The sequence below is a fragment of the Bradyrhizobium sp. USDA 4486 genome, assembly GCF_054057995.1.
Genome location: NZ_JBSRZV010000001.1, coordinates 4,612,221 through 4,633,920 on the forward strand (window position 1 = coordinate 4,612,221; position 21,700 = coordinate 4,633,920).

A 21,700-nucleotide genomic window follows, 5' to 3' on the forward strand; every position below is an offset into this window, starting at 1 on the left:
GCATTTCGCGACCGCACTCCGATTAGATCAATTGTTGACGACGTCACTCGGATGGGCGACGCGCTCCTTAAGAGCGTCCGTCATTGGAAAGTTGAGGTTGATGTTCTTCGGTGGGATCGCAGCCATGAACCATTTGTCGTAGATCTTCGCGAACTCGCCGGAAGCCATGAGCTTGGAGAGAACGTCGTCGACCATTTTTTTGAAGTCGGGGTCATCCTTCGAGAACATCAGACCATAATAATAGATCGTGCCGTAATTGGCTCTTAAGAAAGTTAGGTCAGCGGGGTTCGAATAATCCGCCTTCATACCGGCCAAGAGAATGTCCGCCTCCACCCACGCCGATGCCCGCCCAGTGGCCAGCAGCAGCAGGGATTCAGCATGGTCTTTGGCTTGCGCGATCGTAAGATTGAGACCTTCATCCTGCGAGATACCTTTGGCGATACCAAGCGCATCGGACCCCTGCGTGACAACGATAGTCTTGCCCTTGAGATCTTTCGGCGTCTTGAACCCGCTCGACACCTTTGCGAGCCAAGCCGTTTGGCTAGCGAAGGTCGAAACGCTGAATGAGACCTGTTCCAGACGCTGCTTGCTGCTGGCAGTGCCGCCGCACTCGATATCGACCGTACCGTTCTGTATCAGCGGGATGCGGTTGGACGAATTGACCGGCGTGAGCTTGACATGAAGGTCTGGAGTGCTGAGATCAGCTTTCAGCCGATCGACGATATGCGCACACAGGTCCAGGGAAAAACCGACTGGCTTCTGGTCGCCGCCGAGATAGGAAAAGGGGATCGAAGCTTCGCGATAGCCAATGGTGATCGCCTTTTTCGACTTGATGTTGTCGAGCGTCGGACCGGCCTGAGCCGTGGAGAATGAAAGCATGATGATAGCAGTTGCGGAGAGCAGTGCAAACATTCTGGGCATGGAGATCTCTCAGTTCGGATAAGACGCGGCTAGTGAATGATCTGGTTGAGGAACGCCTTGGCCCGTTCCGTGTTCGGAGCGTGGAAGAAGGTGCTGGGATCACCCTCTTCCACGATCGAGCCGCGATCCATGAAGACCACACGATCTGCCACTTCGCGCGCAAAACCCATTTCGTGTGTGACGCAGACCATGGTCATCCCGTCCTGCGCGAGCTCAACCATGGTGTCGAGCACCTCCTTGACCATTTCCGGGTCGAGAGCAGAAGTCGGCTCGTCGAACAGCATGATGTTGGGCTGCATGCAGAGGGCGCGAGCTATCGCAACACGCTGCTGCTGCCCGCCCGACAATTGGGCGGGATACTTCTTGGCCTGATCGTGGATGCGAACTTTCCTCAGCAACATCATCGCCCGACCATGCGCCTCAGCTCGGGGCAGCCCCCTGACTTTCATCGGAGCCAACATGCAGTTTTCGACCACCGAGAGATGTGGAAACAGGTTGAAAGTTTGAAAGACCATACCCACTTCGCAGCGGACGCTGTTGATATCGCCGATCCGATCTGTCAGCTCGGTCCCGTCGACGACTATGCGGCCTGAATCATGCTTTTCGATCTGATTGATGCAGCGGATCAAGGTCGATTTCCCCGAACCCGACGGCCCGCAGAGTACGATCTTTTCTCCTTTTGCAACGTTGAGATTGATATCACTCAGGGCATTGAAGCTGCCGAATCGCTTGACGAGGTGCTCGACGACAACCATCGGGAATTGGTCGGCTGGGCTAACCGTGCGCTCTTGCTGCATGCTGGTCTCCAGGTTGAAGCCGCCAGGGAATGACGGGCTATCAGATCATCGATGACTATCGGTGGGCGCCCGCGATCGCGTACTTCTTGCGAAGTGAGGCGACGAATTGGGACGCGGCGGAACTTATGATGAGATAAGCAACGGCTGCTGCGAGGTACATCTCGACGAGGCGACCATTGAGCTGTGCAAGCTTCGAAGCCGCACCAAGGAGATCAGTGAGGGACAGCACGTACACGAGCGACGTATCCTGAAACAGAATGATGGTCTGACTCAGGATGATGGGGCTGGCGACCCGAAACACCTGTGGCAGGACGACGTGGCGATACGCATCGAATGTCGACAAAGCGAGCGCCTGGCAGGCCTCAAATTGTCCCTTGTTCACCGCACGCAAGCCGACGCGGATGATTTCCGAATAGTAGGCGGCCTCAAACAAGCCGAACGTAATGAACGCGGTATAGGTGGCACCGACCGGAATCGGGCGACCATTGCCGGACAGTTGACCCAGAACGACGGGCACCAGGAAGAAGAACCAAAACAGGACGAGAATGAGCGGAATCGATCGCATCAGTGCGACGTAGCTACAGACGAGCGGGCTCAGGATGCTGAGTTCAAAATGCTGCACAAGGGCGAAGAACGTTCCAAGAAACATCCCAACCAGGAAGGCGGCTGCCGTCAATGAGAGCGAGAACAGCAATCCTGACCATAGATAGGGCCATGCCTGCGCAACAATCGAGAAATCGAGGCTGTTCATTTCACGACCTCCATACTGCCAGGCAAGGAGCTTTCCAGCTCCACATCGTCAAAATCTGACCCGACGGCTTGCTTGCCTGGTGCGGTACCTGGAATGCGCACCGCTCTGTCGATGAGCATCATCGTCTGGTAGGCGATCAGAGCCAAAGCAAGATAGATGAGTGTGGCCGCACCGAATGCAGTGAAGGTTTGGAACGTAGCGTCGCTGATTTGGCGCGCCTGAGCGGTCAACTCCATCAAGCCGATGGTCAGAGCCACGGACGTGTTCTTGTAGATGCCCATCACCTCGCTTGTCAGGCTTGGCACGATCAGGCGCAGAGCCTGCGGCAGGATGATATAGCGATAAGTCAGGTATCCGCTTAGGCCAAGTGCGGCAGCCGCTTCGGCTTGCCCTTTCGGCAAGGCTTCGATGCCTGCCCGAACCTGTTCCGCGATGCGCGCCGCGGTGTACAGGCTCAGACACCACAAAGCGGGAAAGAAGGATCCCCAGGGCGGAGGAATTTGCTTGATCCAGTCGCCCATTGCACTCGGAAGAAGCTCGGGCAGGACGAAGTACCAGAGGAACATCTGCACGAGAACGGGGATGTTTCGGAAGATCTCCACGTACAATCGCGCTAACGCCCTGAAAAAGGAACTCCGCACGGTTCGACCTATGCCGACGACGACACCGACCGCGAACGCTATCCACCAGCTGAAGAAGGCAAGCGCCAACGTCCAACCAAGGCCCGAAAGAAGCCAGTCGATGTACCGCTGGCCATCCAACGTCTTTTCAAGAAGAACTCCGAACATCGCGGACCTCACGATTTGCGGGCGTCTTTCTCAAACCGCTCCCATGCCATTCCTAAGCGGCCCTGAATGACTTTTTAGACTGCCGCTCACGGATGAGATGCACCAGACGATCCACATCGTCGACTGTGTTGAACATGCCGAACGAAACGCGAATGCCATCGCGTTCGGGGGAAACACGCACGCCGTTCTCCTCGAAGTAGCCGATCCATTCTGTCGCGGGCAAGCCAACGACGTAGATATGAGGCGAGCGATGCTGACGCTGACGTGGACCGACGAGATTGAGGTCGAGTTCGTCCAGTTGGGCGATGAGATGATCGCCCAGGTCGAAACAATGGTTCTGAATGTTTGTCACACCTATCTGCTCGATCATGTCGAGGGAGGCGCCGAGCGCGTGAATTGCAGGAAGGTTGAAGTTTCCTATTTCGAAACGTCGCGCGCTCGGAGACGGTGACAAGCGATCGGCACGCGCGATAAGGTCGTCAGGAACCTCGGCCAAGCTGGCAGCGGCAAGATAGGCAGGCTCCAACTCCTCCAGCTTCTTATCCCAATAGAGCAATCCAAGACCTTGAGGCACGAGCAATCCCTTGTGACTGCCGGAGCCGACGAAGCTTGCCTGAATGGCTTTCGCGTCTATCGGAACGATCCCGATCGCCTGCATGACGTCGAGGACGAAATACAGCTTCTTATCCGCGCAAAGAGCACCGATGCTCTCGATGTCGAAGCGATGTCCGGCGTGGAAGGTGACGTGCGACAGCGAGATCGCGCGCGTCTTTTCATCGATGTGGGGAAGGAACGTTTCCGCATTTACGACATCCGTCATCGGAAGGAAGTCGATTTGAACGCCCTTCTTTTTCAGATTGAGGAAGGCATAGGCGTTATTTGGGTGATCACCGTGGATCATCAAAACGTTGTCGCCGGCTCGCAGAGGCAACGCATTCGCCGCGATGTTCATGCTTTCCGAAGTGTTCTTCGTGAAGGCAATTTCGTCGGCCGACACTCCAAGGAAACGGGCGACTTTGGCACGCGTTTGCTCAACCCGATCGAGCCATACGCTTTTCGGTCCGGCCGTCTCCAGGCCTTCACGGAGGAAGGTCTCGATCGCTGCCATGACAGAACGCGCCAGCGGCGCCTGGAAACCGGAGTCGAGGTAGACCATCCGTTCGGCCGCCGGGAACTCCTTGCGCACAGCTTCCACGTCGTAATGACGAGACATTCCCATCTCCATCCTGGACACGTCGCCCGCACTGGTCGGGATTCGGGCCTAGCGGCCATCCCAACACGCTGTGCGCTGCACAAACTCTGGTCATGAGACGACAGCGCCAACGGTATGAGCAAAGAGCCAGCGCGTCCAAGTTATTTTGCGAATTATAGTAGTATTTATTCCGAAAAATGATAATAAATGGCTGCGGAGGACACATGGAAGAGCAAGAAAGAACGGCTGGACCGCTCGACCGGGCATTCGCCGTTGTCGGTTACGTCGCTAGTCAGACAAAGGCTGCCTCGGTCGCGGAGATCGCGAAGGCGCTCTCGTTACCCGTTCCGACAGCCCATCGGCTTGTCGGAAACTTGGAAGAACGCGGCCTTCTGCAGAAGGCGCTTGGATCGAAGCGCTACGTGGTGGGCAATCAGTTGGTCACATTGTCCGCCAAAGTCATCGGCGCGGCTTTTCGCACGGCCCGGCGACATGCGGTGCTGCGCGCAGTCGCCAGCGAGATCGGCGAACAGTGCGAAATTGGCGTCGTGCGCGACAATGTTGTCGCTTACGTCGACAGCGTACGGGTGTCTCAGCCGCAGGGACTTCAATTCAATCCCGGCGAGGCTGCTCCACTTCACTGCACCTCGACTGGCAAGATCTACATGAGCCGGTTACCCGAGAGGGCGCGCGAGAAGCTATGCCGCTCGCTCGCTTTGACGCGGTACACCGACAACACCATCGTGGATCACGAAACCCTCCTGAAGCTTCTCGAGGAAACCCGCCGTCGCGGATGGGCCAAAACCAATGAGGAATACGTCAAGGGGGTCGTCGGCTGCGCTGTCCCCATCGTTTCCCCGGACCGAGAGCTGATCGCCTGCCTTGGCGTGTCGGTGCCCGTGGCGCGAGTGAGCTTCACAGAGCTGGATCGCTTCATTCCTCCGCTTCAAAGAGCCACCCTGCTCCTGTCACAAACCATCCTTCAAACCGACAGTGAAGACGACACATTCGAGGATATTTGATGATCCTCAGCGCCAGCCTGCTCGGGAGGAGAGAGCTTGATCGGCTGAGAACGTATCTCCATCGATGTGATCGACGATCTCCTCGATCCTCATGTCAGCTAGCGCATACTGCCATGTGCAAGCCATCGCTGACACCTTAAAAGGTCGGGGGCCTCGGAGAAAGTTCTCTTGGTCTATTCAACAGCTGCGATCTAGGGCTGTTGAAATGGCTCGAGCCAGAACTCGGCGGTTTTCTGGATGGTTCACCATTGTCGCGTGGTCGCCTGGAACGGGCACAGTATGAATATCCCCAGCATCCACGATCCGGTCCCAGCCCTGCTTTGGCAAGTCGCGATCAAGCTGTTTGTCAGCTGATAACCGACTGATGAGAGGCTCACTGGCATAAAACTGGTGGATTTCAATCGGGAGCGACGGAACGCGATACGATTGTAGCGCGCGGTGAAATGTCGCGACCTTTTGATACATCGAAATGTCGCTGTGAAGATCGTGATCTGGAGCTAGCGCTCCTATTTGCTGCGCCTTTTCAAGCAACTCAGAGATGGAACATTCTTCGGTGTCCCGTTCTAAAATCTCGTGATAAGCATCGCGTAAGATTCCATAACGATCCAAAACAAATTCTCGTGCCAAATTCTTCAGCGATTCGTTTGAAGAAGCCGCAGGTAGACTAACATCGATGAACGCCATGAATGACACAACTTCATCAACACTCAGTAACTGCTCGGCAATTGCATAAGCCAGGATTGCACCTGATGAGTATCCAGCAAAGCGGTATGGGCCACGCGGCTGGATCTGTTTAATCGCAGGAATCACCTCCGCGGCCATCGCCTCGAGCGTCGGTGGACGAACATCATCGAACGGGGGCCATGGCAGAGCGTAGACCGAGCAGTCTGCATCCATTTCCGCTGCCAAACTGAGGACATACGAACAATCCCCAAAACCTGTGGGGACAAAGAAGAGAGGTGGCTGCGATCCGGTCGATCGAACGGGAATCACCGCCCTGTTACTGGGCTGCACCTGCAAACGAATCTTCGATGCAAGCTCCTTCAGAACAGGGGCTCGGAAAAGGTCGATGGCGCTAAAACTTAGCCCAAGATTTAATGCTCCACTGAGCATCTGCACGGCCAAGAGGGAGTGGCCGCCCAGTTCGAAGAAGTGGTCGTTGCGCCCGATGCGCTCGACACCAAGGAGCTCGGCCCAGATCTGCGCCAGCGCCGTCTCGACCGCGCCTTGCGGCGCCTCATAGGCTGCCAGCGCATAGGCCTGATCGGCCGGCGCCGGCAGCGCGTTGCGATCGAGCTTGCCGTTGACCGTGAGCGGAATTGCCGCCAGCCGCACGAACGCGCTCGGCACCATGTAGTCCGGCAGCCGCGCACTCAAGTGCGCGCGCAAAGCGCCCGCAAGCCCGCCTGCATCGCCCTCGTCCGAACCGGCCTCGGGCGCACAGACCACATAGGCGATCAGATGCTTGTCACTGGGGCCGTTCTGGCGCGCCACCACCACCGCCTCGCGCACCCAGGCGTGCTCGCAAAGCTTTGCGACGACCTCGCCCGGCTCGATGCGGTAGCCGCGGATCTTCACCTGATCGTCGTTGCGGCCCAGGAACTCAAGATTGCCGTCCGGCAGATAACGTGCAAGGTCGCCGGTCCGGTACAGCCGATCGCCCTCGACAAAAGGACTGGCGATGAACCGCTCGGCTGTCAGCTCAGGGCGGTTCAGGTAGCCCCGTGCCACTCCCGCCCCGCCAATGTAAAGCTCGCCCACCGCGCCAAACGGCACGGGCGCGCCATGGCCGTCCAGCAGGTACACCCGCGTGTTGGCAATTGGACGCCCGATCGGGACCAACGACCCATTGAAATCAGCCGGGCAAGTCCAGATCGTCGCACAGACTGTTGCTTCGGTCGGGCCGTAAGCATTGACAATTGATGCTGGGGCCAGACTTCGGATGAGTTCTGGCTTCGGCAGCTCTCCGGCAAGAATGAGAACTTGCACAGCCAAACCTTTCGGATCCTTGCTGGTCTGAAGCAACGCGGGGGGTAATGTCGCGTGGGTGATGGCTTCGCTTTGGAGATAATCCGATAGCTTGTTACTCGCTTGACGGATCTGTTCGGCCGGCAAGTGCAAAGCGGCTCCGGAGCCAAACGCCATAACAAGCTCCCAAGCGCTTGCATCAAAAGAAATGGAGGCGAACTGCACGACCCGGCTGTTGGAAGAAGCGCCAAAGAGGCCGACCTGAGCCGACTGCAGATTGACCAACCCCTGATGCTCGACCATGACCCCCTTTGGGATTCCGGTTGAGCCTGAGGTGTAGATTACATAAGCGAGATGGTCCGATGTGAGGCCAAGCGTGCGCCGATCGGGGTTTGAAGCTGCCCGTTCGGCCCAGGCGGGCGTGGCCGTCTCCAGATCGATGACTGTCACATCGGTCAGCACCTCGGGGCGGAGTGCTGCGCGACCAACGCCGTCGCAAAGCAGCAGCCGCGGCGCGGCATCGTCAACAACCTGATGCAGCCGCTGGCTGGGATAGGCTGGGTCCAGCGGCAGATAGGCACCGCCCGCCTTCAGGATCGCCAAGACACCAACCACCATCGCCGGACTGCGTTCGAGGCAGATCGCAACCGGCTGGTCCGGCTTGACCCCAAGCTCGATCAGGTGATGTGCGAGGCGGTTGGCCCGAGCGTTGAGTTCGCCATAGCTCAGCCGCTCATCATCGCAGACTAGCGCCACCGCCTCCGGCGCCTTTTGCACCTGCGCCTCGAACAGCTCATGGACGCACAGGTCCGACGGATAGGCCCTCGCCGTCCGGTTCAGGTCCTCCAGCAGATAGGTACGCTCCTCGGCCGGCAGGACGTCGAGGTAGCGTACCGGCGTATCCGGGGCGTGCTCCAGCGCTTTTGCCAGCTCCTCGAGCGCGCGCTGCATGTAGCCGCAGATCCGATCCGCCGAGACTGGCTCCGCCACCTGCGCAGTGAGGCCCAGCGCCTCGCCATAATCCTCCACCGACAGGGTCAGCGGATAGTTGGTGCGTTCCTCCCCGCCCAGCCATTCCATGCCCGACAAAACATCATCCGTCCCGGAGCCGGGCACAGCCGGCGCCATGTTGTGACGGTAGTTCAACAGCGTGCTGAACAGCGGCGCCGACCCCGCAACAGCGCTGCAGCGCTGTGCCAATGCCAGCGAGGCATGCTCATGTGCCAGCAGGTCGGCCAGCCGGGCGTGCGTCATCCGAACGCTCGCCTCGACGGCGGTCTCATCGAGATCAAGCCGCACCGGCAGGGTGTTGATGAACAGCCCCATGGCGCGGTCGGCGCCAGCGCTGCCCTGCAGCCGGCCTAACAGCACCGTGCCGAACACCACCTGCTCTCGGCCGCTGCTGCGCGCCACCACCTGTCCCCACGCCAGATGGCACAGGCTCGCCAGACTCACCCCCAGCCGCCGCGCCTGTTCGCGTAGCCGCGCATGGAGCGCTGGCGGCAGCATCCGATGAGCCTCTCGAACCCCGCCACCGTCGCCGCGCACCTCGCTCAAGCCAAAGGGCGTGGTCGGCTCGTCGATGTCGGCCAGCAGCTCCCGGAAGAAGGCTTCATCGGACTTGGCATCACCACGTAGATGCGCCTGTGCCACCAGATTACGGAATGGCTGCGGCGCCGTCAGCTCATGCACACGCTCCTCCAGCTCGGCCCGGACCTCAGCATGCATCACGTCGCGCGTCGTGTGATCCCCGATGAGATGATGCTGCAGCTCCAGCAGCAGCCAGCGCGCGCTACCGGGCTCGCGTGCAATCACAAACCGCAGCAGTGGCGCGCGGCCAAGCTCGATGCGGTGCCGACGTGGATCAAACCGCTCCTTGAGCTGCTCGGCGCCAGTGCCGTGAGCGCCATCCAGCTGAACCTCAATCACCTCCAGTCGCGCCTGCCGCCACACCACCTGGGCTGGCCGAGACAACCCCTCCCAGACAAACGAGGTACGCAGGATGTCATGCCGATCCACCACCCGCTGGACCGCGGCAAGATAGCGATCGAGCAGCCCACGCTCGGCAAACGCCATAAGCGACACCAGTAGGTATGGATCGCCCTTTGCCGCTAGCAAATGATGGAACAGGATGCCGTCCTGCAGCGGCGACAGGCCGTAAATGTCCTGGATGTTGCAAACCCCGCCGGGTACCGTGGCGATGATCCGGTCGATCTCGCGCTGCGTGAGCTCGATCAGCGGCAACATTTGCGGCGTGATCGCCGCGCTCCGCTCGGTGATCAAGTTGGCCGGGACCGCCGCCTCGTAATGACGATCCAGTCTTGCAGCCAGATCCGCCAGCACGGGCTTGACGAACAAGGTGCGCACCTCGATGCGCAGTGACCGCCGCCGTAGACGCTCGATCATCTGCACCGCCAAGAGCGAGTGCCCTCCCAGTTCGAAGAAGTTGTCGTCTCGTCCGACCCGCTCCAGCCCCAGCAGCTCGGCCCAGATCTGCGCCAGAACCGTCTCCATCTCGCCCTGTGGCGGCGCGTAGGTCCGGCGCGCATACGCCTCGTCGCGAGGGGCCGGCAGCGCGTTTCGATCGAGCTTGCCGTTCAGCGTCAGCGGAAGCGCCGGCAGCCGCACGAACGCACTCGGCACCATGTAGTCCGGCAGCCCTGCACTCACATGCGCCCGCAAACCGCCGGCAAGATCAGATTCCTCGGCTTCAGAGGCAACGACATACGCAACGAGGCGCTGCTCGCCGCGACCATCCTCGCGCGCCACCACCACCGCCTCGCGTACGAAGGCGTGCTCGCAAAGCTTTGCTACGATCTCGCCCGGTTCGATCCGGAAGCCGCGGATCTTCACCTGATCGTCGTTGCGGCCCAGGAACTCAAGATTGCCGTCCGGCAGATAACGTGCCAGGTCGCCGGTCCGGTACAGCCGGTCGCCCTCGACAAAGGGACTGGCGATGAACCGCTCGGCTGTCAGCTCAGGGCGGTTCAGGTAGCCCCGCGCCACTCCCGCCCCGCCAATGTAAAGCTCGCCCACCGCGCCGAACGGCACGGGCGCGCCATGGCCGTCCAGCAGGTATACCCGCGTGTTGGCGATCGGACGGCCAATCGGGACGATAGCTTTATCAAACTCAGCCGGGCAGCTCCAGGATGTCACGTCGATCGCGGCCTCAGTCGGACCGTAGAGATTGTGCAGATCCGTCCAGGGCAATACGTGCCGAACCCTATGCACACTGGCGGCAGGGAGCGCCTCGCCGCTGCATACAACCCGCCGCAGCGATGTGCAGCGCTCAACACTCTGCGCATCCAAAAAGCTGACCAGCATGTGTAGCGCGTCGATCTGGATGGGAAGGCGCGGCAATCTGGATGGCGAGTCAGTGTCGCGGCGAAGTAATGATTGCCGCGCAGATTGTCGTGCGCAAGAGTTTTGTTGAACTCTGATTGTCGCGGAGCGTCAATCAGCGACGGTTTTGGGTGTCGCGTGCGATGGCGGCCGTCCGGGACCGCGTTTTCGTTCGAGCGCGGTCCGTCTGCGATAGCTCTCGACGTTCATCTCGACGATGGTGGCGTGGTGAACGAGACGATCGATGGCGGCGAGCGTCATGGCGGGGTCCGGGAAGACCTTGTTCCATTCGCCGAACGGCTGATTGGCGGTGATCAGCATCGAGCGTCGCTCGTAGCGTGCGCTGATGAGCTCGAACAGCACGCTAGTCTCGGCCTGGTCCTTGGTGACGTAGGCAAGATCATCGAGGATCAGGAGATCGAAGCGATCAAGGCGGTTGATGGCGGCCTCGAGGTTAAGCTCGCGGCGAGCCAGCTGGAGCTTTTGCACGAGATCGGTGGTGCGGGTGAAGAGGACGCGCCATCCGTTCTCGATGAGGGCCAGGCCGAGAGCTGCCGCCAGGTGGCTCTTGCCGCCGCCGGGCGGCCCGAACAGGAGCAAATTGGCGCCCTTGCCCAGCCAGCTGTCACCGGCGGCGAGCGCCATCACCTGCGCCTTCGAGATCATCGGCACGGCCTCGAAGTCGAAGCTGTCGAAGGTCTTCCCGGCTGGCAGCCTGGCCTCGACGAGATGGCGTTCGGTGCGCCGGCGGCCGCGTTCGGCGATCTCGTGCTCGGCAATGGTGGCGAGGAAGCGGGCCGCCGGCCAACCTTCCTTGTCGGATTGCTCGGCAAATTGGGCCCACAGCACCTTGATGGCTGGCAGCCGGAGCTCATTGAGCAACAGATTGAGGCGCGCGGCATCAACCGTGTTCGTTACGCTCATGCGGCACCTCCGGTCTCGGCGGTACCGATGAGGCATTCGTAGGTCGCAAGCGGCACGAGCTGCACCACGACGTTCGGCAGGTTGGCGGGATCGGGGGCGAAGTGAGCACGTAGCCGGGTGAGGTCGGGCAGTCGGCCGGCCTCGAGGTCGGCGGTGAGCTGCTCGGCGAGTTCGGTCTCGCAGCCGCGTTCATGAGCGAGCGCGAGGAGATCGACCATGATCCGGCAGGCTTTTTTGTCCGGCAAGCGTTCGCGCAAGCGATCGAAGGTCTTCCGATAGGCATCGCGCGGGAACAGCCGATCTCGGTAGACCAGATTGAGAAGCGCCATCGGCTTGCGCCGCAGGGAATGGATCACGTGCCGATAATCGACGACCTGGTCGTACTTGCCATTGGGATGCGGCCGCCCACGCGGCAAGGTGACGAGGTGGGTGCCGCCGACGAACACGTCGAGATGATCATCGTAAAGGCGCACCCGCAGCCGGTGACCGATCAGGCGTGATGGCACCGTGTAGAACACCTTGCGCAGGGTGAAGCCGCCGGACGATGTCACGCGGACGATCACCTCTTCGTAGTCGGAGGTGCGCCGATCGGGCAGCTCCTGCAACACCACGCGCTCGCTATCGATCCGCTTGGCGTTGCGGGCATTGCGGCGGCTGACGATCTCGTCGATAAAGCCGCGATAGGTGGCAAGATCGTCGAAGTCGACAGTTCCGCGCAGCAGCAAGGCGTCCTCGATTGCCCGCTTAAGATGACCGTGGGGCCCTTCGATCGAGCCATTCTCGTGGGCGACGCCTCGATTGTTGCGGGAAGGCCGCATGCCGTAATGGGCACAAAGGGCCTCGTATCGCTGCGTCAGATCATCCCGTGCATCGCGATCGAGATTGCAGAATGCGGCCGACAGACTGTCGGTCCGATACTCCCGCGGCGCCCCACCGAGCGACCAGAGGGCATTCTGCAGGCCTTCGGCCAGGGCAACGAAGCTCTCGCCGCCAAGCACGACGTGGGCGTGCTCGAAGCCGCAATAGGCCAAACGGAAGTGATAGAGACGATGATCCAGCGGTGCGCCCGCGATCGTCACACCCAACTCGCCCATGTCTGTGAAGTCGGAGAGGCCGAGCTGGCCAGGCTCATGGATCTGGCGGAAGATGACTTCCTGCTCCTCGCCGTGGATCGCCCGCCAGGCACGGATACGACGTTCCAGGGTACGACGGATACCGGTGCCGAGATCAGGATGACGTCGAAGCATCTCCTCGAACACCGCCACCGGGCGTAAGCCAGGTGCCGACTTCAGGATCGGGACGATCTCGGTCTCGAACACCTCGCTCAACGGGTCCGGTCGTCGCCGGCCGCGGGGAGCCTTCTTTTGCGACGGAAGTCGGGGATCTATCTCGATCCGATAAGCGGTCGACGCACTGAATGATGCCTTGGCCGCCGCCACTGGCGGGCTATCGGTCTGACGGTACTTCATGTAGAGCCTCATTTGGTGATCTGTGATGTGTCGGCCGGGCAAGCGAGTGATTCCTCTTGGCGGAAGAACCACTTGCATAACCTGCCGGCCGCGATCACCAGTCGGCGCGGTCCCTCGCGGATCGCGCCGACGCCGGGCTCGCAACTCCGGTCGGGCTACGCCCTCCCTTCGTCACGAGCCCGGCGAAACTCTCTCACCTTGATTGACGCGCTCTTCCATCCTGATCGGCGCGCGACACCAGCATGGATGGCACGAAGTGAATCGTCGTGATGCGCTGGCTGACGATCAAGCCGACCAATGCATCGGGATCTCTGTGCGCACCGGGCGGCGCCAGTACCAACGTTGCCCCTTCGAGCAAAGTCCAAAAGAACTCCCAGGCGGAGACATCGAAGCTAAATGGCGTCTTCTGCAACACGACGTCTGTTGCCTTGAGGCCATAGGCGCTCTGCATCCAGATCAGGCGATTGACGATAGCCCGATGTTCATTCTGTGCCCCTTTGGGCGCGCCCGTGGATCCCGAGGTGTAGATCACATAGGCGAGATTGCGGGAGGTCAGGCTGAGCGCGCGCGGGTCGGGATCCGCTTCCGGCAAGCTGGCCCAGGCCGGCGCCGCAGCATCGAGCTCCACAATGCTCATATTGGCCCGCACATCTGCGCCGAAGGCGGCACGGCCGGCCACATCGGCCAGCAGCAGCCGCGGCGCCGCGTCATCGAGCACCTGATGCAGCCGCGCCGGCGGATAGGCCGGGTCCAGCGGCATATACGCCCCGCCGGCCTTCAGGATCGCCAGAAGCCCAACAACCATCATCGAACTGCGCTCGACGCAGATCGCAACCGGCTGGTCCGGCCCGGCCCCGAGGGCGATTAGATGATGTGCCAGGCGGTTGGCCCGCGCGTTGAGCTCGCCATAGCTCAGCCGCTCATCACCGCAGACCACCGCCACCGCATCCGGCGCCTTGTGCACCTGCGCCTCGAACAGCTCGTGGATACACCGCTCCGCAGGGTACGGCGCCGCCGTCCGGTTCAGCTCCTCCAGCAGATACGTGCGCTCGGCAGCCGACAGCAGCTCAATCCGGCGGACCTCTTGCTGCGCATCGGCGGCCATCGCCCGCAGCAGTGCCAGCAGATAGCCACGCTGCCGCTCGATCGTCGCCTGATCAAATAGCGCCGTGGCATAAGCCAGCGTTCCGGCGATCTCCTCGCCATGCTCGCCAAGGCTCAGCTCCAGATCGAACTTGAGCTGATCAATCTCCTCCCTGGCAGGTTCGACACTCAGCCCCGGCAGGTCCAATGACCCAACCGCATTGTTCTCCCAGGCCAGCATCACCTGGAACAACGGCGTGTGATCAAGAGCCCGGGGCGGCTGCACGATCTCCACCACCTGCTCGAACGGCAGGTCCTGATGCTCTTGCGCAGCCAGCACCGTGCGCCGCGTCCGCTCCAGAAGCTCCGACACGCTTGGCTTGCCCGACAGGTCGAGCCGTAGCGCCAGGGTGTTGACGAAGAACCCGATCAGCTCTTCGATCTCGCGGTGCCCCCGATTGGCGCTCGGCACGCCAATCACAAGATCGTCCTGCCCCGACAGACGCGACAGCACCGCCGCCCAGGCCGCCAGCACCGTCATGAACAACGTCGAGCCATGCTGCAGGCTCAGCCGCTTCAGCTCCCGCGTCAGATCCGCATCGACGGTGACCGGGACCGTGGCCGCGGCAAACGACTGCTGGGCAGGCCGCGCACGGTCCGTCGGCAAGACAAGACGGGTCGCGCCTACCAGGGCGCCGCGCCAATACTGCGCCTGCTTCTGCAGCCGTTCCCCCGACAGCCATTGGCGTTGCCAGGCGGCGTAATCCGGATACTGGATCGCAAGCGGCGGCAGAGGATCGTCCTGCCCAGCCTCGAACGCCCGGTAAAGCTGGCTAAGTTCACGCAGCAGCACGCCCATCGACCAGCCGTCCGAGACGATGTGATGCTGGGTCAGCAGGAAGACGTGCTCCTCGTCCGACATCCGCACCAGATGCCCGCGGATCAGCGGACCGCGCGCAAGATCGAACGGCGTGCGCCCGTCTTCATGGCACAGATCCAAAAGTGCCGCTTCCGCATCCGATCTCTCCCGCAGATCGTGGTCAACTATCGGCAGTCCCGCATCCGGCGGCAGAACCTCAACCCGGGGCTTACCTTGCGTTGCGACAAAGACACTGCGCAGCGCCTCATGACGCGCAAACAGACGGTCAAGGCTGCGCTGCCAGGCGGTGCGGTCGAGCCCCCCGCGCAGTCGCAGGGTCAGCGGAATGTGATAGTTCGTGCTGCCTTCGTTCAGCTGCGCCAAAAACCATAGTCGCTGCTGCGCAAACGACAGCACAAGCGGCTCATGGCGCGACACGGCTGCAATCGACGGCAGCTGTTGCGGCCCGCAGCGGCTCAACAGCTCGACGATGCTTGCCGCCAGGTCAGTCAGCACTGGCCTTGCGAACAGCGTCGACAGCGGCAGGTTGACCCCAACCGCGTGGGACAGCCGGCTCGACATCTGCACGGCCAAGAGGGAGTGGCCGCCCAGTTCGAAGAAGTGGTCGTTGCGCCCGATGCGCTCGATACCAAGGAGCTCGGCCCAGATCTGCGCCAGCGCCGTCTCGACCGCGCCTTGCGGCGCCTCATAGGCCGCCAGTGCATAGGCCTGATCGGCCGGCGCCGGCAGCGCGTTGCGATCGAGCTTGCCGTTCACCGTGAGCGGAAGCGCCGCCAGCCGCACGAACGCGCTCGGCACCATGTAGTCCGGCAGCCGCGCACTCAAGTGCGCGCGCAAGGCGCCCGCAAGCCCGCCCCCATCGCCTTCGTCCGAACCGGCCTCGGGCGCGCAGACCACATAGGCGATCAGATGCTTGTCACCGGCGCCGTTCTGGCGCGCCACCACCACCGCCTCGCGCACCGAGGCGTGTTCGCAAAGCTTTGCGACGATCTCCCCCGGCTCGATGCGGTAGCCGCGGATCTTCACCTGATCGTCGTTGCGGCCCAGGAACTCAAGATTGCCGTCCGGCAGATAACGTGCCAGGTCGCCGGTCCGGTACAGCCGATCGCCCTCGACAAAGGGACTGGCGATGAACCGCTCGGCTGTCAGCTCAGGGCGGTTCAGGTAGCCCCGTGCCACTCCCGCCCCGCCAATGTAAAGCTCGCCCACCGCGCCGAACGGCACGGGCGCGCCATGGCCGTCCAGCAGGTACACCCGCGTGTTGGCGATCGGACGCCCGATCGGGACCAACGACCCATTGAAATCAGCCGGGCAAGTCCAGATCGTCGCGAAGGTCGTCGTCTCGGTGGGCCCGTAGCAGTTCATGAGACGCACGGGGCCGTTTTCTTTCAACACTCTCAAAAATGAGGCAAGATCACCGCGCTCACCCCCACAGAGGAGGTGCTTCAGCTGCGCCAACGTCGGAGCAATCGAGGATGTATATTGGTTGAATAATGCTGTTGTCAGAAACAGTGACGTCACCCGATGCTGTTCAAGCGCCCAGGCAAAACTAGCAGCATCCCTGACGGTGGCCGCATGCATGGCAACAATGCAACCACCGTTAAGCAGCGGTGCCCATACCTCGAATGTGCTTGCGTCGAAGGCGGGATTGCCAGCCCATGCCACCCGATCTCCTGCATCGATCTTCACATACCCACTGTTGATCACGAGCCGGTTGACGGCACGATGAGGAACAACAACTCCTTTGGGAAGGCCAGTTGAGCCGGAGGTGTACATGACGTAAGCGGCGGTTTCAGCGCTCAACGCCAGCCCAGGATCGGAGCTACATTCCGTACCAGCTATAAGCGGCTCAATAGCACGAACGGGTATCGTCGCCTCAGCCAGATCATCCCCGCAAAGCACCAAGCGTGCAGCACAATCGGCCATCAACAATTCTTGTCGCGCCACCGGAAGGGCGCGATCGATCGGTACATACACCCCGCCGGCCTTCAGAATCCCCAGCTGTGCCACCACAAGAGCGGCGGAGCGGTCCAGCACGGTGGCAATGCAATCCCCAGGTTTGACCCCGAGGGCGATTAGATGATGTGCCAGGCGGTTGGCCCGCGCGTTGAGCTCGCCATAGCTCAGCCGCTCATCATCGCAGACCACCGCCACCGCATCCGGCGCCTTGTGCACCTGCGCCTCGAACAGCTCGTGGATGCACCGCTCCGCAGGATATGGCGCCGCCGTCCGGTTCAGCTCCTCCAGCAGATACGTGCGCTGGGCAGCCGACAGCAGCTCAATCCCGTGGACCTCTTGCTGCGCATCGGCGGCCATCGCCCGCAGCAGTGCCAGCAGATAGCCACGCTGCCGCTCGATCGTCGCCTGATCAAATAGCGCCGTGGCATAAGCCAGCGTTCCGGCGATCTCCTCGCCATGCTCGCCAAGGCTCAGCTCCAGATCGAACTCGACTTGATCAACCTGGTCCCCGGCAGCTTCGACACTCAGCCCCGGCAGCTCGAATGACCCAACCGCATTGTTCTCCCAGGCCAGCATCACCTGGAACAACGGCGTGTGATCAAGAGCCCGGGGCGGCTGCACGATCTCCACCACCTGCTCGAACGGCAGGTCCTGATGCTCCTGCGCAGCCAGCACCGTGCGCCGCGTCCGCTCCAGAAGCTCCGACACGCTTGGCTTGCCCGACAGGTCGAGCCGAAGCGCCAGGGTGTTGACGAAGAAGCCGATCAGCTCTTCGATCTCGCGGTGCCCCCGATTGGCGCTCGGCACGCCAATCACAAGATCGTCCTGCCCCGACAGACGCGACAGCACCGCCGCCCAGGCCGCCAGCACCGTCATGAACAACGTCGAGCCATGCTGCAGGCTCAGCCGCTTCAGCTCCCGCGTCAGATCCGCATCGACGGTGACCGGGACCGTGGCCGCGGCAAACGACTGCTGGGCAGGCCGCGCACGGTCCGTCGGCAAGACAAGACGGGTCGCGCCTACCAGGGCGCCGCGCCAATACTGCGCCTGCTTCTGCAGCCGTTCCCCCGACAGCCATTGGCGTTGCCAGGCGGCGTAATCCGGATACTGGATCGCAAGCGGCGGCAGAGGATCGTCCTGCCCAGCCTCGAACGCCCGGTAAAGCTGGCTAAGTTCACGCAGCAGCACGCCCATCGACCAGCCGTCCGAGACGATGTGATGCTGGGTCAGCAGGAAGACGTGCTCCTCGTCCGACATCCGCACCAGATGCCCGCGGATCAGCGGACCGCGCGCAAGATCGAACGGCGTGCGCCCGTCTTCATGGCACAGATCCAAAAGTGCCGCTTCCGCATCCGATCTCTCCCGCAGATCGTGGTCAACTATCGGCAGTCCCGCATCCGGCGGCAGAACCTCAACCCGGGGCTTACCTTGCGTTGCGACAAAGACACTGCGCAGCGCCTCATGACGCGCAAACAGACGGTCAAGGCTGCGCTGCCAGGCGGTGCGGTCGAGCCCCCCGCGCAGTCGCAGGGTCAGCGGAATGTGATAGTTCGTGCTGCCTTCGTTCAGCTGCGCCAAAAACCATAGTCGCTGCTGCGCAAACGACAGCACAAGCGGCTCATGGCGCGACACGGCTGCAATCGACGGCAGCTGTTGCGGCCCGGAGCGGCTCAACAGCTCGACGATGCTTGCCGCCAGGTCAGTCAGCACTGGCCTTGCGAACAGCGTCGACAGCGGCAGGTTGACCCCAACCGCGTGTGACAGCCGGCTCGACATCTGCACGGCCAAGAGAGAGTGGCCGCCCAGTTCGAAGAAGTGGTCGTTGCGCCCGATGCGCTTGACACCAAGGAGCTCGGCCCAGATCTGCGCCAGCGCCGTCTCGACCGCGCCTTGCGGCGCCTCATAGGCTGCCAGCGCATAGGCCTGATCGGCCGGCGCCGGCAGCGCGTTGCGATCGAGCTTGCCATTGACCGTGAGCGGAAGCGCCGCCAGCCGCACGAACGCGCTCGGCACCATGTAGTCCGGCAGCCGCGCACTCAAGTGCGCGCGCAAAGCGCCCGCAAGCCCGCCCCCATCGCCCTCGTCCGAACCGGCCTCGGGCGCACAGACCACATAGGCGATCAGATGCTTGTCACTGGGGCCGTTCTGGCGCGCCACCACCACCGCCTCGCGCACCCAGGCGTGCTCGCAAAGCTTTGCGACGACCTCGCCCGGCTCGATGCGGTAGCCGCGGATCTTCACCTGATCGTCGTTGCGGCCCAGGAACTCAAGATTGCCGTCCGGCAGATAACGTGCCAGATCGCCGGTCCGGTACAGCCGATCGCCCTCGACAAAGGGACTGGCGATGAACCGCTCGGCTGTCAGCTCAGGGCGGTTCAGGTAGCCCCGTGCCACCCCCGCCCCGCCAATGTAAAGCTCGCCCACCGCACCGAACGGCACGGGCGCGCCATGGCCGTCCAGCAGGTATACCCGCGTGTTGGCGATCGGACACCCGACGTGAGGCATCTCGGACCAACATGACGGATCAGCTGCAAGGCGGTGCTCGGAAATGACGCTGATTTCTGTGGATCCATATTGATTGATCAATCTCGCGTTCGGGTGTGCTTCGAAGAACGTCCTAAGCAGTGGAGTGGCCTGCAATCGCTCGCCGGCTGTATAAAGCTCTCTTAAGGAGGGCAGCTGCACGCGCTGCCTGCTCCAGACTTCCGCAAAATGATTCAATGCTACGAACGGCAGGAAAAGCCGCTCGATCGCCTCACGCTGTACAAATTCCAGCAGGTCGGAGAAGCGCCTCCGAGTCTCTTCCCGCACGAGCACAAGCGCACCGCCGTCCTTCCAACAGATGAACAATTCCTGGCAGGACACATCGAAGTTCAGGGTTGCGAATTGAAGTGTGCGCAGTTTTGACGTGCCAATCCCGGCAAGCGAATTCACAAGCGCGCCATGGGACATTTCAACGCCCTTGGGGATTCCGGTTGAGCCGGAGGTATAGATCACATAGGCGAGATGGCGCGATGTGAGGCCAAGCGTGACTGGGTCCGGGTTCGAAGGCAGTCGCTCGGCCCAGGGCGGGGCGGCCGTTTCCAGATCGACCACCTTCACATCGGCCACGGCCTCGGCGCCCAATGCGGTTCGACCGGCGACATCGCAAAGCAGCAGTTTCGGTTTTGCATCGTCGACAATCTGCCGCAGCCGCGCTGAGGGATACGCCGGATCTAGCGGCAGATAGGCGCCTCCGGCCTTCAGGATCGCCAAGACACCAACCACCATCGCTAGGCTGCGTCCCAGGCAGATCGCCACCGGCTGGTCCGGCTTGACGCCGAGCTCGATCAGATGATGCGCCAGCCGGTTGGCCCGCGCATTGAGTTCGCCATAGCTCAGTCTCTCCTTCTCATGGACCACCGCCACCGCTTCCGGTGCCTTTTGCACCTGCGCCTCGAACAAGTCGTGGATACATCGCTCAAACGAAAAGGGCGCCGCCGTTCGATTCAAATCGTCAAGTAGATACGTGCGTTCGTCGGGTGGCAGAAAGTCGATTCGGCCGACAGCCTGCCCCCTATCGCCCATCACACCGCGCAATAACGCTTGCAAATGATGCGTCATGCGGTCGATCTGCTTGGGCGCTAATCGAGCGGCATCAAAATGCCAGCGGAAGCTCCCATCCAGAGCGCGAACCTCAAAGGTCAGCAAATCGCCGCATAAGGCTCGGGTAGCCTTATGGCTCGCCGACAGATCGTCGGCCACGGAACAGCCCTCTGTCGCGATTGCAATGCCCATCGGCCAAGGCTGAGGCGCCCGTAGCGCCTCCACTCCTTGCAATGTCGGGCAGCGCGCGATCAGATCTCGAGAAAAGCTAGCGTGCGCTCTCAGCTCAGCGACTTCGGCCGCTACGGTTTTGCGGACTTCTTCAAAATCATGACCAAACTCGATGCAAACATCCATCGGCACGACGGAGGCGATCAACATCTCGACGAGTTTGCAGCCAGTTTGCAATCCGTCCCATGCAGGCTTCCATCCCAGTTGAAACTCTTTTTGCCCCGTGATCCGAGCGAGATAGATCAGCCAAGCCGTTACCAAATATTCCGAGCGATCTTGTGGGGAACGTTTAGCCAAAGCGCTTGGGCTAAACCACGAACTCGACTGCCATCGGGAAGGCGCCGCAGCCACGGATGATGACACGAAAGGAGGGTGCAATCTTCTAAACTGCTCGAGGCGCCGTCGCCAAAACTCCTCACCGCGCGTCAGCAGCTCATGTGCGCCAGATATGCTCTGCACCTGTTCATCGCTCATTCCGCATCACCAAATATGATGTCGGCAGTATCGCAGCTGCCACTCAACCGCGTCAGCGTTTCTGGTAAGCGTTCTCATCGAACGACTTCTCCTCTATGGCGCTCTTTAGAGGATTACGCATGTATCGTGCCAACGGTGAAATCGAGTGCAATCACTGCGATCGTCACAGCGGTGCTATGTCAGTTCTCCAACAGCGTCGCCCGACATCGTACAACTGAGCGCGCCATTAATCGGCATAAGCATCCACCGCCTGGTCTTCCGGACAAGCCTGGACTCCCAAAGTAATTTGTCGGCTCAGTCGAACCGCATCGCGT

10 protein-coding genes are annotated in these 21,700 nt (G+C 61.4%); 1 reads left to right on the forward strand and 9 read right to left on the reverse strand.

What is annotated here, in order from left to right:
• Positions 1-27 precede the first annotated feature (27 nt).
• Genes ACVWY3_RS22355 through ACVWY3_RS22375 form a run of 5 tightly spaced genes read right to left on the reverse strand, consistent with a single transcriptional unit; the run spans position 28 to position 4,470 of the window.
• Positions 28-921 (reverse strand): amino acid ABC transporter substrate-binding protein, encoded by an 894-nt coding sequence (locus ACVWY3_RS22355; protein WP_456840412.1) that lies wholly within the window; start codon positions 919-921, stop codon positions 28-30.
• Positions 922-950: 29 nt separating this feature from the next.
• Positions 951-1,718, reverse strand: coding sequence for an amino acid ABC transporter ATP-binding protein (locus ACVWY3_RS22360; protein ID WP_456840413.1), 768 nt, complete (start codon positions 1,716-1,718; stop codon positions 951-953).
• Between the two features lie 55 nt (positions 1,719-1,773).
• Positions 1,774-2,469 carry an amino acid ABC transporter permease gene (locus ACVWY3_RS22365; protein WP_456840414.1) on the reverse strand — a complete coding sequence of 232 codons (696 nt, stop codon included), beginning with the start codon at positions 2,467-2,469 and terminating at the stop codon, positions 1,774-1,776.
• Positions 2,466-3,257: an amino acid ABC transporter permease gene (locus ACVWY3_RS22370; protein WP_456840415.1), complete on the reverse strand. Its 792-nt coding sequence runs from the start codon at positions 3,255-3,257 to the stop codon at positions 2,466-2,468. The genes ACVWY3_RS22365 and ACVWY3_RS22370 overlap by 4 nt, the downstream gene beginning before the upstream one ends.
• 52 nt (positions 3,258-3,309) lie before the next feature.
• Positions 3,310-4,470 carry an aminotransferase class V-fold PLP-dependent enzyme gene (locus ACVWY3_RS22375; RefSeq protein ID WP_456840416.1) on the reverse strand — a complete coding sequence of 387 codons (1,161 nt, stop codon included), beginning with the start codon at positions 4,468-4,470 and terminating at the stop codon, positions 3,310-3,312.
• Between the two features lie 203 nt (positions 4,471-4,673).
• Here ACVWY3_RS22375 and ACVWY3_RS22380 point away from each other — a divergent pair, with 203 nt between their 5' ends.
• Positions 4,674-5,471, forward strand: coding sequence for an IclR family transcriptional regulator (locus tag ACVWY3_RS22380; RefSeq protein WP_456840417.1), 798 nt, complete (start codon positions 4,674-4,676; stop codon positions 5,469-5,471).
• A gap of 177 nt (positions 5,472-5,648) precedes the next feature.
• On the opposite strand, the gene ACVWY3_RS22385 is transcribed toward ACVWY3_RS22380, so the two are convergent.
• The 4 genes from ACVWY3_RS22385 to ACVWY3_RS22400 all read right to left on the reverse strand — a co-directional run bounded on the left by ACVWY3_RS22385 (position 5,649) and on the right by ACVWY3_RS22400 (position 21,386).
• Entirely contained in the window at positions 5,649-10,763 is a 5,115-nt protein-coding gene (locus ACVWY3_RS22385) for an amino acid adenylation domain-containing protein (RefSeq protein WP_456840418.1), read from the reverse strand.
• Positions 10,764-10,892: 129 nt separating this feature from the next.
• On the reverse strand, positions 10,893-11,705 hold the full coding sequence (istB, locus tag ACVWY3_RS22390) for an IS21-like element helper ATPase IstB (RefSeq protein WP_456840419.1): 813 nt from the start codon (positions 11,703-11,705) through the stop codon (positions 10,893-10,895).
• Positions 11,702-13,216: an IS21 family transposase gene (istA, locus tag ACVWY3_RS22395; RefSeq protein WP_456840420.1), complete on the reverse strand. Its 1,515-nt coding sequence runs from the start codon at positions 13,214-13,216 to the stop codon at positions 11,702-11,704. Before istA ends, istB begins: the two co-directional genes overlap by 4 nt.
• A 151-nt stretch (positions 13,217-13,367) precedes the next feature.
• Complete coding sequence (locus tag ACVWY3_RS22400) at positions 13,368-21,386, reverse strand: amino acid adenylation domain-containing protein (RefSeq protein WP_456840421.1); 8,019 nt, start codon at positions 21,384-21,386, stop codon at positions 13,368-13,370.
• Positions 21,387-21,700 lie beyond the last annotated feature (314 nt).

Excerpts from the sequence above, each read along its gene's own strand:
- istB (WP_456840419.1), bottom strand. The coding sequence starts at position 11,705 with ATGAGCGTAACGAACACGGTTGATGCCGCGCGCCTCAATCTGTTGCTC.
- ACVWY3_RS22380 (WP_456840417.1), top strand. The coding sequence starts at position 4,674 with ATGGAAGAGCAAGAAAGAACGGCTGGACCGCTCGACCGGGCATTCGCC.
- ACVWY3_RS22355 (WP_456840412.1), bottom strand. The coding sequence starts at position 921 with ATGCCCAGAATGTTTGCACTGCTCTCCGCAACTGCTATCATCATGCTT.
- ACVWY3_RS22370 (WP_456840415.1), bottom strand. The coding sequence starts at position 3,257 with ATGTTCGGAGTTCTTCTTGAAAAGACGTTGGATGGCCAGCGGTACATC.
- ACVWY3_RS22385 (WP_456840418.1), bottom strand. The coding sequence starts at position 10,763 with ATGCTGGTCAGCTTTTTGGATGCGCAGAGTGTTGAGCGCTGCACATCG.
- ACVWY3_RS22360 (WP_456840413.1), bottom strand. The coding sequence starts at position 1,718 with ATGCAGCAAGAGCGCACGGTTAGCCCAGCCGACCAATTCCCGATGGTT.
- ACVWY3_RS22365 (WP_456840414.1), bottom strand. The coding sequence starts at position 2,469 with ATGAACAGCCTCGATTTCTCGATTGTTGCGCAGGCATGGCCCTATCTA.
- ACVWY3_RS22400 (WP_456840421.1), bottom strand. The coding sequence starts at position 21,386 with ATGAGCGATGAACAGGTGCAGAGCATATCTGGCGCACATGAGCTGCTG.
- ACVWY3_RS22375 (WP_456840416.1), bottom strand. The coding sequence starts at position 4,470 with ATGTCTCGTCATTACGACGTGGAAGCTGTGCGCAAGGAGTTCCCGGCG.